The organism is Nitrosomonas oligotropha (assembly GCF_900106555.1).
Taxonomy (GTDB): Bacteria; Pseudomonadota; Gammaproteobacteria; order Burkholderiales; family Nitrosomonadaceae; genus Nitrosomonas; species Nitrosomonas oligotropha_A.
On the sequence record NZ_FNOE01000002.1, the window covers coordinates 140,427 to 156,282 of the forward strand.

12 protein-coding genes are annotated in these 15,856 nt (G+C 48.7%); 5 read left to right on the forward strand and 7 right to left on the reverse strand.

The annotated features are described in order from the left end of the window. Nucleotides 1-23: 23 nt before the first annotated feature. Together tilS and BLU57_RS02165 are read right to left on the reverse strand one after the other, a co-directional pair. Nucleotides 24-1,376 (reverse strand): tRNA lysidine(34) synthetase TilS, encoded by a 1,353-nt coding sequence (gene tilS / locus BLU57_RS02160; protein WP_090315556.1) that lies wholly within the window; start codon nucleotides 1,374-1,376, stop codon nucleotides 24-26. Beyond that, nucleotides 1,345-2,313, reverse strand: coding sequence for an acetyl-CoA carboxylase carboxyltransferase subunit alpha (locus tag BLU57_RS02165; protein WP_090315559.1), 969 nt, complete (start codon nucleotides 2,311-2,313; stop codon nucleotides 1,345-1,347). Before BLU57_RS02165 ends, tilS begins: the two co-directional genes overlap by 32 nt. A gap of 191 nt (nucleotides 2,314-2,504) precedes the next feature. Here BLU57_RS02165 and msrB point away from each other — a divergent pair, with 191 nt between their 5' ends. The 4 genes from msrB to BLU57_RS15970 all read left to right on the forward strand — a co-directional run bounded on the left by msrB (nucleotide 2,505) and on the right by BLU57_RS15970 (nucleotide 5,062). After that, nucleotides 2,505-3,026, forward strand: a complete 522-nt coding sequence (gene msrB, locus BLU57_RS02170) for a peptide-methionine (R)-S-oxide reductase MsrB (RefSeq protein WP_090315561.1) — start codon at nucleotides 2,505-2,507, stop codon at nucleotides 3,024-3,026. Nucleotides 3,027-3,029: 3 nt separating this feature from the next. Beyond that, nucleotides 3,030-4,178, forward strand: a complete 1,149-nt coding sequence (locus tag BLU57_RS02175; RefSeq protein WP_090315563.1) for a cupin domain-containing protein — start codon at nucleotides 3,030-3,032, stop codon at nucleotides 4,176-4,178. Between the two features lie 190 nt (nucleotides 4,179-4,368). Continuing rightward, nucleotides 4,369-4,518: a hypothetical protein gene (locus BLU57_RS15965; RefSeq protein ID WP_176776342.1), complete on the forward strand. Its 150-nt coding sequence runs from the start codon at nucleotides 4,369-4,371 to the stop codon at nucleotides 4,516-4,518. A 400-nt stretch (nucleotides 4,519-4,918) separates the two neighbouring features. After that, nucleotides 4,919-5,062 carry a hypothetical protein gene (locus BLU57_RS15970; RefSeq protein WP_176776343.1) on the forward strand — a complete coding sequence of 48 codons (144 nt, stop codon included), beginning with the start codon at nucleotides 4,919-4,921 and terminating at the stop codon, nucleotides 5,060-5,062. A 154-nt stretch (nucleotides 5,063-5,216) separates the two neighbouring features. On the opposite strand, the gene bamC is transcribed toward BLU57_RS15970, so the two are convergent. The 5 genes from bamC to BLU57_RS02200 all read right to left on the reverse strand — a co-directional run bounded on the left by bamC (nucleotide 5,217) and on the right by BLU57_RS02200 (nucleotide 14,870). Continuing rightward, nucleotides 5,217-6,371, reverse strand: coding sequence for an outer membrane protein assembly factor BamC (gene bamC / locus BLU57_RS02180; protein ID WP_090315564.1), 1,155 nt, complete (start codon nucleotides 6,369-6,371; stop codon nucleotides 5,217-5,219). A gap of 1 nt (nucleotide 6,372) precedes the next feature. After that, entirely contained in the window at nucleotides 6,373-7,260 is an 888-nt protein-coding gene (gene dapA / locus BLU57_RS02185) for a 4-hydroxy-tetrahydrodipicolinate synthase (protein WP_090315567.1), read from the reverse strand. A gap of 134 nt (nucleotides 7,261-7,394) precedes the next feature. Then, a complete protein-coding gene (gene clpB / locus BLU57_RS02190; protein ID WP_090315569.1) occupies nucleotides 7,395-9,998 on the reverse strand; it encodes an ATP-dependent chaperone ClpB in 2,604 nt (867 codons plus the stop codon). A gap of 65 nt (nucleotides 9,999-10,063) precedes the next feature. Beyond that, the gene (locus tag BLU57_RS02195; RefSeq protein WP_090315571.1) at nucleotides 10,064-13,162 is read right to left on the reverse strand and encodes a sensor domain-containing protein; all 3,099 of its coding nucleotides are present in this window, start codon (nucleotides 13,160-13,162) and stop codon (nucleotides 10,064-10,066) included. Between the two features lie 220 nt (nucleotides 13,163-13,382). After that, nucleotides 13,383-14,870 (reverse strand): FMN-binding glutamate synthase family protein, encoded by a 1,488-nt coding sequence (locus BLU57_RS02200; protein WP_090315573.1) that lies wholly within the window; start codon nucleotides 14,868-14,870, stop codon nucleotides 13,383-13,385. 108 nt (nucleotides 14,871-14,978) lie between these two features. On the opposite strand from BLU57_RS02200, the gene nadC reads away from it, so the two are divergent. Beyond that, nucleotides 14,979-15,833, forward strand: coding sequence for a carboxylating nicotinate-nucleotide diphosphorylase (nadC, locus tag BLU57_RS02205; RefSeq protein WP_218131624.1), 855 nt, complete (start codon nucleotides 14,979-14,981; stop codon nucleotides 15,831-15,833). Nucleotides 15,834-15,856 lie beyond the last annotated feature (23 nt).

Genomic DNA, 15,856 nt, shown 5'->3' on the forward strand with positions numbered 1-15,856 from the left:
AGTAATCTGAATTCCGGTCTTGTTCATGCTGAATCCCACAGCGGTAAAATCCCCGTTTCTCCCGATTTTACTTGAAATTCACAATCGATGCCGATTCCCGGAACCCATACCAGCTGTTCGCCGCAGAACAGTAGCGGTAGGGTATTGCGTTGCCAGGGAGGGATGGATGCTTCTTGTAATAAGTTTTTCAAACTTCTGCGCGGGCGATTGCAAGCCGGCATGAAACGTTCGCCGCCCTTCCGGGAACGGACGGTTACCGGTGCATCTGATAATTTATGTTGGTTGATACCTTGATCCTTTACGTGTGTAAAGCGGATACTGCCGCTCAGATGCCGCAGCGCTAAACACGGTTCTCCTTGCCATGTGCATTGTTCCGGGTCTTGCGGTGAAGATTGCTTAGGCAGGATATGAACGGCGCCTTTGAAACAACGAATTTCGCTATGGCCAAAAACGATGTGTAGGCGGTTGTCCTTATTCGCGGACAAAAGCTGATTCACAATATCTTCCAATTTTGCCGTGCTGGGAAGTAGCGCACCCTGTTGCGACAACATATAGCGTAGGAGATTTTTTGCACGCGCAAAACTGAGCTTGCGCATGCGCTCGACTTGCAGCAAGCCGGAGACAACGCAATTTTCACTGTCCATTGCAGCCAGTTCGTCCAGTAATAACGATGCTTCAGACAGGTGACGGCTGGTGCGCAGCAGTGTTTTGGGATAACTGGGATAGCGTTTTTTCAGTAAGGGCAGAATCTCGTGCCGCAGGAAATTCCGATTGAAACCGGTGTCGTCATTGCTTTCGTCGTTGATCCAGGTTAATTCATTTTTATGAGCGTAGGCTTCGATTCTACTACGGGAAATTTCCAATAGCGGGCGGAGAATTTGCGGCGCGGTATCGGAATCTTGCTTTCTGATTAGCGGCATTGCGCTCAACCCGCGGATTCCGGCACCGCGAAATAATTGCAGTAACAGTGTTTCGGCCTGATCGTCCAGGTGTTGCGCAACAACCACGTAATCCGCATGCATACGGCTGAAGATGCGATAACGTTCTTCCCGGGCAATGGCTTCAAGGCTAACCCCGGCTTCTTTTTTTATTTGCAGAGAAGCTACGTGGATTGAAACACCATAAGCTGCGCAGAGATTGCTGCAGAAATTGCTCCAACCGGCTGCATTGCGGCTGATGCCATGATTTACATGCACAGCGGAGAGCGTAAAGGGTATTTGTCGGGATAATTGAGCGAGTATGTCCAGTAACACGACTGAGTCGATACCGCCGCTCAGTGCTATGGTGAGATGATCGCCTGGTTTGATATGCGCGAGTAATACTGCTTCAGCGTCACCTAGCAAGCTATTCGATTTTGACTTCCTTGAATGAGCCATATGCCATAAGCCGGTCCAGACGTTTTGCCAGAAGCGTTTCACTGGAATGATCCTGAGATTTACGCAGCGATTCCTGCAACACGGCTTTTACCGATTGCATGATGGCCGGGTAATCCCGGTGAGCGCCCCCGATCGGTTCCGTAATGATGCTGTCGATCAAATTCATTGCTTTCAAGCGGTCGGCCGTAATACCCATGATTTCTGCGGCTTCCGGTGCTTTGTCGGCACTTTTCCACAAAATGGAGGCGCAGCCTTCCGGTGATATGACGGAATAGGTGGCATACTGCAGCATGTGTATCACATCACCGACGGCAACAGCTAAAGCACCGCCGGAGCCGCCTTCACCGATCACGATGCAGATAATGGGAATTCTTAATTCCGCCAGAACATAAAGATTTCTGCCGATGGCTTCGGATTGTCCGCGCTCTTCCGCATCGATGCCGGGATATGCGCCGGGTGTATCGATAAAAGTAATCAGCGGAATCGAGAATTTTTCCGCCAAGCGCATTAAGCGCAATGCCTTGCGATAACCTTCCGGTTTTGGCATACCAAAGTTGCGGTAGATTTTTTCCCGAGTGTCGCGTCCTTTCTGATGGCCGATCACCATAACGGTCTGGCCGTTAAATCGGGCCAAGCCGCCGACAATCGCATGATCATCCGAGAAATTCCGGTCGCCATGCAGTTCTTCGAAGTCGGTAAATAGATGCTCTATGTAGTCCAATGTATAGGGGCGTTGCGGATGGCGGGCCACTTGCGAGATTTGCCAGGGTGTCAGTTTTGCGTATACATTTTTTGTTAGGGATTGGCTTTTTGCTTGTAAGCGTGCAATTTCAGCAGAGATATCCAAGGCCGAATCATCTTGCGCAAAGCGTAATTCTTCAATTTTTGATTCAAATTCTGCGATATTTTGCTCAAATTCCAGAAAAGTGATTTTCATGTGGGCTAAGATATAATCCTAAAAACGAAATGATACAGGATTTGCGATTAAATCTGCACCGCCGGATGCAGCAAAATCTTAGTTAGCGCGACCTGAGCATTTTACGTTTTAATTCAACTTGTCTGTTCAATGGACATTCTTTTTCAATGAAATAAGGCCGACGGGCCGCTTGGATGACATGAGGGTTTTTTATGAACCGGCGCATTTTTCTGCAACGCATGAGCTTATTGGCGGTGTTACCTGCCGTTTCGCTGATGTGGCCGTTGCGGCTCGCAGCAACAGGTATCAATCCGGCGATTGTGCCGCTTAATAAGCCGCACGAAGCATGGCACGGATTAGTGGCTCCGGACGCTTACCGGATTTTGTTTGAAGAACAAACCGAAGAACCCGGCAGTAGTGAATTAAATGACGAAGAGCGAGACGGGACATTTATTTGTGCCGCTTGTTACTTACCGCTGTTTGAAAGCCGGAATAAATATGAAAGCGGAAGCGGCTGGCCAAGTTTTACGCAACCGATTGCCGGGCATGTCGGCACCAAACCGGATTATCAGTTAATTTTTCTGCGCACCGAGTACCATTGTGCGCGTTGCGGGGGGCATCAAGGGCATGTTTTTAAAGATGGCCCGTCGCCCAGAGGGGAGCGCTGGTGCAATAACGGATTGGCGCTAAAATTCGTACTGCGCACAGAATCATTGCCGGCATTGAGAAACTGAGAAATGGTAAAGGAATTGAACATCAGTAGGATAAAAACTATTTCCTTGGGTGATGTGACTCCGAAGAATTTTTTGCGTGATTACTGGCAGAAGCAGCCTCTGCTGGTGAGAAATGCTTTACCGGGCTTTAATGGCTTACTGACACGCGAGGAATTGATGGCATTGGCGTGTGATGGAGATGCGCAATCCCGTCTTGTTATACAAAGAAACGGCAAATGGCATCTCACGCATGGTCCGTTAAGTGATCATGATTTGGCAAAGCTGCCTAAAAAACAATGGACATTGCTGGTGCAAGATGTGAATCATTTTCTTGCTCCGGCGCGCGATTTGTTATCAAAATTCCGCTTCATACCGCACACCCGGCTGGATGATTTGATGGTGAGTTATGCCCCTAAGGGCGGCGGGATTGGCCCACATTTCGATTCCTATGACGTGTTCCTATTGCAAGGGATGGGTTCCAGGCGGTGGCAGATATCCGCGCAACTGGATGATGAATTTATCGCCGATGCGCCGCTCAGGATTTTGAAGAATTTTCAACCTGAGCAGGAATGGGTGCTAAACCCCGGTGATATGCTCTACTTGCCGCCCAAATACGCACATAACGGTATTGCTGTGGATGATTGCATGACATATTCCATTGGTTTCCGTGCTCCGAGTCAGCAAGAATTGATAACGCAATTTCTCGTTCATTTGCAGGATACTATTTTAACGGATGGCTGGTATTCCGATCCTGATTTGCAATGGCAATCACACCCGTCAAAAATTAGTGCTGCAATGCAATCTCAGGTTAGTTCAATCTTGAAGAAGATTAACTGGGAGCGAGATGACATCGAGGATTTTCTGGGTATTTATCTCTCGGAACCTAAATCACATGTTTTCTTTGCGCAGCCCGCTAAACCATCGTCATTGCGTGTTTTTCTCAAGCGAATTAAAGAAAATGGAGTGCAGCTGGATTTAAAAAGCAGAATGTTAAGCGGCCGTGATAAATTTTTTATTAACGGTGAGACTGTTCAAGTCGGCGCTGATGCATACAAGATATTGATTGAGCTGGCTGATAATTATGAATTGCCACCCGCTTGCGAAATGGATAAAGAAACTGAGGAAATTCTTTATCAGTGGTATGTCAGTGGTTATATTCTAGATAATAACTAAGCGCTGTCTAAAGTAAAGTTTTTGTTCAATGGAGTCGCTGGCTATCTTCTCTGTGGTCACTTATTACTGCACTGTATTAATTGAATAATGCAAGGAAATGAAGCAGAATTTTTTGAATCAAATTTGTATAATCGGATGAGTTCGATTATCCTATCGCACGCAAATCAAAACGAAGAAAATGGGAGATTGAATGTTTAGATTTTCACTGGTAATAATCGCTTTTGCTATATTGACATTAAGTGCTTGTGAAGGAAAGAAAAGTCTTGATGGTTATCCAATGGATAAACCACCTCCATCCGCTTATGGACCTAGAGATTCTGAACCTCAAGAATCAAAATAAAAAGGATTAGCAAATAGCAGAGTTATTGCGAAAATATGATCGCAGTAATCGTCAAAAAGCTGTATAGAAATGCGCTTTTTGAGTCACAGATTCTCGCAAGAAAATTTGTGACTTGCTGATTGATTATAAAAAGATAAATTTACTGGATTTTGTTGGCGGTTTGTTTTTTTGTACATCAATCAAAATCTCTGGTTTCCATTTTCTCACTGCTATACTCAAGTAACAGGAAATGGATTTGCAGAGAACAGGGATCATTTAGATGTCTTTATTGTCCGGATGATTAAAACCTGAATGGCAGATATGAATGGATTACTTTCGGCTAAGTAAACAGCTTGAAAGATGAGTTAAATTTATTATATACTGCGTTGTTATTTTAAGAACTTTTTATAAGGAAAATCATATGAAATATGCTCTTCTGGCTGCATTTTTACTATCTTTAACTTTATCAGCATGTGGTGGAAAACCTAGCCAAGCACTGCCTGAAACTGAAAAAGCAAACTACGAAAAAGTTATGAGTGGTGGAGAACCAGATAGTAAAAAATAATTCTTCTATTTGGAAGGAATAAAAAAACCGCCTTCGGGCGGTTTTTTTATTTGTAAACTTGTTTCTATTTTTGTATTTTTTTCTTTTGTTACTTTAATAAGAATAACTACAAAACTAACTCTTCAAGAATCTGATCTGGGCTTCATTGCTTTTGCTATTTAAGTTGCTCATGCAATAGCTTCAGAATGCGGCTTGCAGTGGCAGAGCCCACGGCTGTTCCATCATCATTCAGCAAAGTGACATTACTGGTGTTTGTACCGGTGTTGTGTACCTGGATACGGTATTTCTCGGCTTTCGCGCTATCTTTATCCCCGCTTCGCCAGAACATAATATTGGAAAGAATACCTTCGTCATCACCTTTTTTCTTACTGTCTTTGTCAGGGCTAACGTAACGTACAAAATAGATGCCTTGCTCCCGATTGCGATCCTCAACAGTAAAGCCAATTCGATCCAGCGCTAGGCCGACTCGCCGCCATGACCGGTCAAATGCTTCGTTAACGACCAGCGAAGTGCCCTCTGAGTTGATGAATGCGCGTTCCGTGGTCGAGCTTCTGCCGGTGGTTAACTCCAGTTTTGCCTTTTGTTCCTCGACACCGAAGCGCATCATCAAGCGGGATAGCATTTCGGCTTCCAAATCAGGATCGGCCGGGCGTGGTTGCCAGACTGTGCGGTTGAGACTACCACCTTCCAGTACTTCAGTCATACCGCGATGGCTGATATAGACCTCAGTGCTGGTGTCGTTACGTTCCAGCCGGGTGCGGAATTTGTCGCGTTCAGCGGTTGAATAAATACTATCCAGAAAGGTGGAGAGAAAAGTACGAATAATATCTTGTGGAATCTTGGCGCGATTCTCAGCCCAATCGGTTTCCATAATACCGGCTTCAGGAACTTCCATTTTGATGAGGAAACCCAGCTCTTGCCAGAATTCCTTAACCACCGGCCAAACGGCTTCGGGAGGCTGAGGAATGACCAGCCAGCGTTGTGTTCCGGCGCGTTCAATATGCACATTCTGAATGGATAGCGGTATTAAGGAGGAACTGACAGTTTTTTGTTGTCCGCCGCGTTCGTTGTTGTAGCTGGAGAAAGTGGTGCTGCCGGATGAACTCGCCTCGGGAATTGCGTAACGCTCATCAATAGCCGGTTGAATCAGATCGGGCGGAATTTCCAACGGCGGCAGTTTTCCTGCTGACTTGTAATCGATGGTTTTAGTTTCTGGGAACAGGTCGATCATTTTACAACCTGTACTTGCCAATGAAAGCGTCAATACCAGAGACGGTATGGTGACTTTCCGCCATTTCATTTTTGACATCTTACCTCTTCAAATCGTGGATATTGGCTGATTGCATTGCTTCGCGAATAAGTTGGTGGTACTGGCTGGATAAAGGCGTGAGCGGCAGACGGATTCCAGGGCCGATGAGTCCCATTTGCTCGACAGCCCATTTTACCGGGATAGGATTGGCTTCAACGAACAGATCAAGGTGTAAACGCAAAAGCTTATTATTGAGCGCACGCGCGGTATTGAGGTCGCCTGTAAATGCTGCAACGCACATGTCGTGCATCATCCGGGGCGCTACATTGGCCGTGACTGAAATCACACCATGCCCGCCCAGCAGCAAAAATGCCAGCCCACTGACATCATCTCCGCTATAAATGAAGAAATCAGACGGCGCGCGTTGTAACAGATCGGAACCTCGTCCGATATCGCCGGTGGCGTCTTTAATGCCGACGATGTTGGGAATCTGCGCTAAACGTAACGCCGTATCGTTACGGATATCAGCCACGGTCCGGCCCGGAACATTATATAAAATGTGCGGGATATCAACGGCCTCGGCGATTGCTTTGAAGTGTTGATACAGTCCTTCCTGCGTTGGCTTGTTGTAATAAGGCGCAACCGAGAGGCAGGCATCGACCCCCGCATTCTTGGCGTAAACCGATAAATCGATCGCTTCTCGTGTTGAATTGGCACCCGTACCGGCAATCACCGGTATGCGTCCGGCCACATGATCAACCGCGGTACGCATCAACAGATGATGTTCCTCAAAATCTACTGTTGGGGATTCGCCTGTCGTACCAACGATGACGACACCGTCGGTACCTTGGTCTATGTGGAAATCGAGCAGAGCGCGGAAGCGATCCAGATCCAATCCGCCTTCTTCATCCATCGGGGTGACGATAGCAACCAAGCTACCTTTAAACATGACAATCTATCCGGTAAAAAGAATACATTTTACCCGAATCTCGTAGTGTTTAAGTATATTCACCACGTCTCCCGGTCTATTTTTTCTGGCTGTTCATTTCCAATCCTATTTTGGGATTCACTGATAGCACGCGGTTATCCGCTTACACGTGTAAAACGGATCGTGTCATCGCTGAAATCAACCTTAATAGTATCTTTTGCAACAAATTTTCCTTCCAGAATCTCTTTGGCGAGCGGGTTCTCGATTTGCGTCTGGATCGCTCGTTTTAGAGGGCGTGCGCCGAATACCGGGTCAAAGCCTGCTTGCGAAATAGAAGACAAAGCGGCATCGCTGACTTCAAGCTTCATTTCCAGCTTGGCCAATCTTGCTTCAAGGTATTGTAATTGGATCTTGGCAATCGACTGAATATGTCTCTGATCAAGCGCATGGAATACGACCACTTCATCAATGCGATTAATGAATTCCGGACGGAAGTATGTTTTGACTTCACCCATGACAGCCTGTTTGATAACTTGATAATCGTTTCCGGACATTTCCTGAATCATTTGCGATCCTAAATTGGATGTCATGACGATCACGGTATTCTTAAAATCAACCGTGCGTCCTTGACCATCGGTCATGCGCCCATCATCGAGTACTTGCAGCAGCACATTAAACACATCTGGATGCGCTTTCTCCACTTCATCCAACAAGATGACCGCATACGGTTTTCTGCGCACCAGTTCGGTTAAGTAGCCGCCTTCCTCATAGCCGACATAGCCCGGTGGCGCGCCGATCAAGCGTGCGACCGAATGTTTCTCCATGAATTCAGACATATCGACGCGGATTAAATGATCTTCCGAGTCAAACAAGAATCCGGCCAAAGCTTTGCACAGCTCAGTCTTGCCCACGCCGGTTGGGCCCAGGAACAGGAACGATCCGTAAGGCCGGTTGGGATCGGACAGCCCGGCGCGGGAACGCCGGATCGCATCCGATACCAGCCGCACGGCTTCATCCTGTCCGACCACGCGATCATGCAGCTTTTGTTCCATCAGCAGTAGTTTTTCACGTTCTCCCTGCATCATTTTCGATACCGGAATGCCGGTCGCGCGCGATACCACTTCGGCGATCTCTTCCGCGCCAACTTGCGTGCGCAATAACTTAGGCGCGTTTGCAGCGCCTGGTTCAGCGCCTTCACTCTGTTGTTTCAGCTGGGATTGCAATTGCGCTTCCAGTTGCGGAAGCCGTCCATACTGCAATTCCGAAACTTTTTGCCAATCGCCTTTGCGGGTGGCCGCTTCGATTTCCAGCTTGATTTTTTCCATTTCCTCTTTAATATGCTGCGAACCTTGCACCTGGAATTTTTCGGTTTTCCAGATTTCGGCGAGATCGGCATACTCACGTTCTTTTTGTCTTATTTCTTCTTCCAGCAATTGCAGCCGCTTTTGCGATGCCTCGTCTTTTTCTTTTTTGATCGCTTCACGTTCAATTTTGAGTTGGATTAAACGGCGGTCCAGTTTATCCAATGCCTCCGGTTTGGAGTCAATTTCCATGCGGATGCGTGCCGCGGCTTCGTCGATCAGGTCGATTGCCTTGTCCGGCAGAAAACGATCGGTAATGTAGCGGTTGGATAATTCCGCAGCTGCGACAATAGCGGGATCGGTGATATCCACGCCATGATGCACTTCGTATTTTTCCTGTAAGCCGCGCAGGATTGCAATGGTGGCTTCCACACTCGGTTCTTCCACCAAGACTTTTTGGAAGCGCCGTTCCAGTGCGGCGTCTTTTTCAATGTATTTGCGGTATTCATCCAAGGTTGTCGCGCCGACGCAGTGTAATTCTCCACGCGCCAACGCCGGCTTCAACATGTTGCCCGCATCCATCGCACCTTCCGCTTTACCGGCACCCACCATGGTATGCAGTTCGTCGATGAAGACAATGGTTTTTCCTTCGTCTTGTGCGAGTTCTTTGAGTACCGATTTGAGGCGTTCCTCGAACTCACCGCGATACTTGGCGCCGGCCAGCAGGGCGGCCATATCCAAAGAGAGAACACGTTTGTCTTTCAAGCTTTCCGGCACTTCCCCGTTGACTATGCGCTGCGCCAAGCCTTCAACGATGGCGGTTTTGCCCACACCCGGCTCACCGATCAGCACCGGATTGTTTTTGGTGCGTCGTTGCAACACTTGTACTGCCCGGCGGATCTCGTCGTCGCGGCCGATGACTGGATCCAGTTTGCCTTGGCGTGCCCGTTCGGTAAGGTCCAGGGTATATTTTTTTAACGCTTCGCGGCTGCTTTCTGCTTCCGCGCTGCTGACTTGCTCGCCGCCACGGATGGCGTTGATGGCGCGTTCCAGTGCCGCGGCATTGGCGCCGTGTTGCTTGAGCAGTGCGCTGATCTCGCCTTTGTCCTGCAAACAAGCGAGCAGGAACATTTCTGAAGCGATGAATTGATCATTGCGTTTTTGCGCTTCCTTATCCGCCAGATTGAGCAGATTATTCAGGGTGCGAGAGATATTGACTTCCCCGCCTGCGTTTTCCACTTTCGGCAGACGCTGCACGTTCTGTTTGAGGCTCTCCAGCAGCGGCGTGGTATTGACACCGGAGCGTTGCAGTAAAGAAACGGTACTGCCATCGTCTTGTTGCAGTAAAGCCAACAGAAGATGCTGTGGTTCGATGGCCGGATTATCCTGACCAACGGCGATACTTTGCGCATCCGCGAAAGCTTGTTGAAACTTAGTGGTTAGTTTGTCAAAACGCATTAAATTCTCCCATCGTAGGTTGTTATTGCCTACGTGGGGGAAATGTGTGAAATTTCAAGAGTGGATTAACCGGCCGAACGGATGGCGTGAATCTTTCTATGGCGTGATGCGGGTTTAATGAGCATGTACTCGATTTCAGCAGCGGTGACCGGCTTGCTGAAATAATAGCCTTGATAGTGATTGCAATGCTGAGCACGCAAAAGATTGAGTTGTTCCTCTGTTTCTATGCCTTCTGCGATGACATCCATTTCCAGGCTGTGTGCCATCGCGATGATCGTTGCAACAATGGTGTGATCGCTTCTGTCGGTGACGATGTCGCGCACAAAGGTGCGGTCGATTTTGAGGGTGTGAATCGGGAAACGCTTCAGATAACTGAGACTTGAATAGCCGGTGCCGAAATCATCAATTGAGATACGAATGCCCATGGCGTTGAGACAATTGAGTGTTTCCACGACTTTCTCAATATTATCGATCAGCATACTTTCTGTGATTTCCAGCGTGATGTGGTGGGCTGCTACGCCGGTTTCATCCAAGATACGCGCAATATTATTGATTAACTCCTTATCACGGAATTGCCGCGCGGATAGGTTAATGGCTACTTTGGGGATGCGGTAGCCTCGCGCCTGCCAGGCATTGATTTGTTCGCACACCGTTTTTACCACCCATTCACCGATCGGAATAATTAAACCGGTTTCTTCCGCCAGGTTGATGAATTTATCTGGTGCGATCAGCTTGTGTTGCGGATGCCGCCAGCGCAACAACGCTTCGACACTGTGCAACTGATGATCCGGCATATCCATGATCGGCTGGTAATGTAAAACTAGCTCATTGCGCTCTAATGCATAACGTAAATCGAGGCCGAGCGTATGTCTTTCATGGGCTGATTTATTGAGTTCATCGGTGAAGAACTGATAGTTGTTCCGGCCATTTTCCTTGGCATGATACATCGCCACATCGCTGTTTTTCAGCAATGTTTCGGCATTAGCGCCATCGTCCGGGAAGACGGCGATACCGATGCTGCCGCAGATATGTAATTCATTTTTGTGGATATAGTAGGGACGCATCAATGCATCGAGAATTTTCTGCGCCACTTTGGCGGCATCCAGCGATTCCGCTATCGCATTCAGCACTACAATAAACTCATCGCCGCCCTGACGGGCCACGGTATCTTCGCTGCGCACGCAAGTCAGCAATCTCTCCGCGACCGCCTGCAACAGCAGGTCACCGATATCGTGACCGAGCGAGTCATTGATGGTTTTGAAATGATCCAGATCGATAAATAACACTGCCATTTGTTTTTGACTGCGTGTATCGTGAACCAGTGCCTGTTCGATGCGATCTTGCAGCAAATGCCGGTTGGGCAGTCCGGTTAGTGCATCGTGCGTGGCCATTTCGATAATGCGCTTTTCGGCTTCTTTGCGCTCGTACCAGCGGCTCAGATCATGCGCGATCGTGTCAATAAGATTCTGCTCATAAGGTAAGGCGAATGGAATATCCTGTGTATAGGCTACTTCCAATCGCCCGCATGCTTCTCCATTAGCGATGATCGCGGCGTTTATCGTATGAGTAAAATTGTCTTGATATCCGGCAGTGGCGAACTGTGTGCCGCCTAGTGTAATCGCAGCGGCGGCTATGTCAGAAAATTGCAGCGCCTGTATTAATGACCGTAATATGCTCTGGCAGGTTTTTTCGGTATCTTGATCCTGCTCCAGATAATTGCGCACTACATGCAAGCAATTGCTTTCTTTCAGCCGTTCGCTTAGGTCCAGATCATTTTGCTTACGTGCGGTGATATCCACCCACACGGCAAGGTAACGATCGATTTCTCCGTGAACGTTCACCAGCGGTACGATGGTCGAATCAACCCAGTAGAGCTTGCCCGATTTATCGCGATTGCAGACTTCCCGGTGCCAAGTTTGACCTTTTGCGATAGTGGCCCACATTTCGTCGAAAAATGATTTTGGATGCGTGCATGAGTTCAGAATACGATGATTCTTACCAATCAATTCTTCCTGCGTATAGCCGCTGACCTCGCAAAACTTTTCGTTGACCTGAATAATGTTGCCTGTGCGATCCGTGATTGAAATTAAGGCGAGTTTCCCTATGGCATTTAAATAAGCGGTCAGCTCCAATGAAATCTTTTCAGCGTTGTTTTTAGCTTGTAGCAATTCCTCATGCGCTTTGATCGAGGCATTTTTCGATTTAATCGTTTTGTGAATAAGCGGCTTGGTTAACCAATAAACAATCGCCATGCCGGCCAGAACAAGCAGAGCCAGATAAAATAAAATCGTTATGATTTGCTCGGAGAAATTGCCATAAAGTTCTTTTTCATCCATCTTGAGCACAGCGCCTAGGCCGAAGGCGACGGGCGAATGTGCCGCGACGACATCCATTTGCCGGTAATCCTTCGTAAATTTAACGCCGTTTTGTCCTTCAAGCGCAAAGTGTACCGGTAATGGTTTGTTGTGCATGATGCGTTGCATGCGTTTAAATTGACTTCCATCCAACCCGCGCACGAAGCAATTCATATCGAGATTACTTTCTTGGACCGGCGCGCAAAGAAGAAAGTCGCCGGTTCTACCGATCAAAACGGCTTCTTTGAATATCCTCGTAAGATCGGGTATGTGTTCTTCGGTTGTGATCCGGCCAATGACGTGATTCTTGCCATTCAGTACCGGAAGGGAATTACGGATAATGAACTGTTCTTGCCACAATAATATTGTGCGGATACCGGGAGTGGCGCTCAGTTCGATACCCGGATGCGCGTGACTGGAATTAATGCCTGCATCGACGATGAGATTGTCTTCGGAGTCATAGATTTTGATGCCGGAGAAAGACGTGGTTAGTATTTTTTCCGTGGTTTTTAGCAGTACGGCTATGTCTTCGTTTCCGGATTCAGCGGCATTAAGCTTTTCCAAACTTTCAATCAGAACGGTATTAACGGATATTGCCCGGCTATTTGCCAGGGAGTGCGAGATCTGATTTTCGATCAGTCTAACGGTATTCTCTAAAGTGGCACGGAGTCCTGAAGTGGCCATGGCTTCGGTTTGCGGCTGCATGACGCTGTAAACGGAGAAACCCGCTGACAAGATCAGGATACTCAGTGTCAATCCGCTGATAACACGAATCTTTTTGTCGTCCTGATTGATGAAAAAACGAAACATGTTTTGTCGTATGTCTATTGGCCGGTCAGTGGGTGTGGTTTCAGCGTAAGGCATGTATTATCGGTGGACTGACAATAGACTTAAGTCATATTTAAAGGGCATTTTTACCCCTTATTTTCAGTATGATGAGGCGGGATTTAGTCGGGTTAATTCTTTAAGGCTGGCGCTAACGCTCGATAAACAGCAGGCCAGCCGGGAAATGACCAGTGGATTTTTAAATCTATATTTTTTTCTTGTTAGGCTCCGGGTAAGGATAAAGGATATTCAGCGCTACGCTTTTGCCCGCCGTTTCGACGATACGCACATGTTCACGTTTAAATTGCCGCGCGTGGCGCAAACCGCATGAATGGGCGATCATGTTGATTTCTTTATTGACATTCCGGGCGTAGTTCGCGACCCGCAGATATTTTTCTTCCACCACTAAACCGTTTTGCAGCCGTTCGTCATGCGTAGTAATGCCGGTCGGGCAGGTATTCAGATGGCAGCGCATCGCCTGGATGCACCCGAGTGAAAACATAAAGCCGCGCGCAGTGTTGACAAAATCAGCACCGGCGCACAGCGCCCAAGCACCTTCCGCGGAAGTCACCAGTTTTCCGGCTGCCACCACATAGATGCGCTTCTTAAGATCGGATTGCAGCAGCGCATCGACGACGCGTGGCAGGGCTTCCGCGATCGGTAAACTGACGTGATCCATCAAGGTCTGCGGTGCCGCGCCGCTGCCGCCTTCGCCGCCGTCGATGGTCAAAAAGTCCGGGGCATATTCGAGTCCGCGGCGATTGATACTGTCGCACAGCTCATTGATGAAATTCCACCCGCCGATCGCTGTTTTGATACCGACCGGACGGCCTGTCAATTCTCGGATGTAATGGATTTTATCGAGCAGCTCGTCGATGTTGTTAATGTCCTTGTGGCGGTTCGGGCTGATCGAATCCTGATGCACCGGAATGCCGCGGATCGAGGCGATTTCTTCATGCACTTTGCCCGCCGGCAGCAATCCGCCCTTGCCGGGTTTTGCGCCTTGCGATAGCTTGATCTCGAAGGCTTTGACGACTTTGCTTAGCTCTTTCGCGCGCTGCGCTGAGAAATTGCCGTGCTCATCGCGGATGCCGTACTTCGCGGTGCCGATTTGCATGATCAAATCGCAATCGCCTTCCAAATGATACGGTGCCAACCCGCCTTCACCGGTATTCATCCAGCAACCCGCCTGCGCGGCACCGAGCGATAACGCCCGCACCGCCGGTTTCGAGATGGCGCCGTAACTCATGCCGCTGATATTGATGATCGATTTCGCCTCGAATGGCTGTTCGCAGTAACCTTCACCGATGCGTAACGACGGTGTCGGCAACTGGTCTTCTTCCTGAATCGGAAAGGCAGCGTTGACGAAAATAATCGAACCCGGCTGGCGCAAATCGTTTGTCGACCCGAAACCGACCAGACTGCCCTTATTCTTGGAATTCTTGTAAATCCAGCCGCGCGTGGCGCGATTGAACGGCATCTCGTCGCGGTCATTGGCGAAGAAATATTGCCGGAAATACTTGCCCTGGATTTCAAAAAAATAACGCAACCGGCCAATCACCGGGTAATTGCGCAGGATCGAATGCTTCTTTTGCGTGACATCCTGGATGAACCAGACGGCGATCAAACCGACAGCGGCTACGCCCAGCATTGCGGCAATACTGAAAAAGATCAAGTCAAAAGCGCTGGACATATGCTCTCCTTATTTCGCAAGCCAATCGCTATACTAGCTGTTCGATTGGCGGAAGTGAACCACTTGTGTGCACTATAATGCATGGCTTCATGGCGGTTGAGGATAAAAATGCTGGATTTACACGATGAAATTTGCGCTAATGTGCAACGCGCGTTGCAAGAGGATATCGGCAGCGGTGATCTGACGGCGTCGTTGATACCGGTTGACAAAACCTTGCAAGCAACGGTGATCAGCCGGGAAGATGCCGTGTTATGCGGGATGCAATGGTTTGAAGCGTGTTTTGTATCGCTGGCGGCGGACACAGAGATCGAATGGTGCGCCAAGGATGGCGATGCAATTCACGCTGGACAGACATTATGCAAGATCAAAGGAAATGCCCGCGCGCTGTTGACGGCGGAGCGCTCAGCGCTGAATTTTCTGCAATTGCTGTCCGCCGTGGCGACGCAAACCCGACGGTATGCCGATGCTGTCGCTGGTACCCGGACGGTGATCGTCGATACGCGCAAAACGCTGCCGGGGTTGCGCCTAGCGCAGAAATATGCGGTGACCTGTGGCGGCGGGGTGAATCATCGCATTGGCTTGTACGACGGGATTCTGATCAAGGAGAACCACATCATCGCCGCAGGAGGGATTCAACCGGCTTTAAGCAGGGCGCGCGAAATCGCGCCGCCGGGTGTGTTTATCCAGATCGAAGTGGAGTCGTTGCAGGAATTACAGGAAGCATTGGCAGCGGGTGCCCACATGGTGTTGCTGGACAATTTCACGTTGAATCAGCTAGCGGATGCGGTGACGTTGGCTCGCAAGCAAGCGGGTAAAGCTGTCATATTGGAAGCATCCGGCAACATTACCTTGGATAACCTGCGGCAGGTGGCGGAAACAGGGGTGGATCGGATTTCGATTGGTGGCTTAACCAAAAATATTCAAGCGATCGATTTGTCGATGCGCTTTGCCGAGCCGGAATAAAACGGTCGAGCCGGGCGGGATTG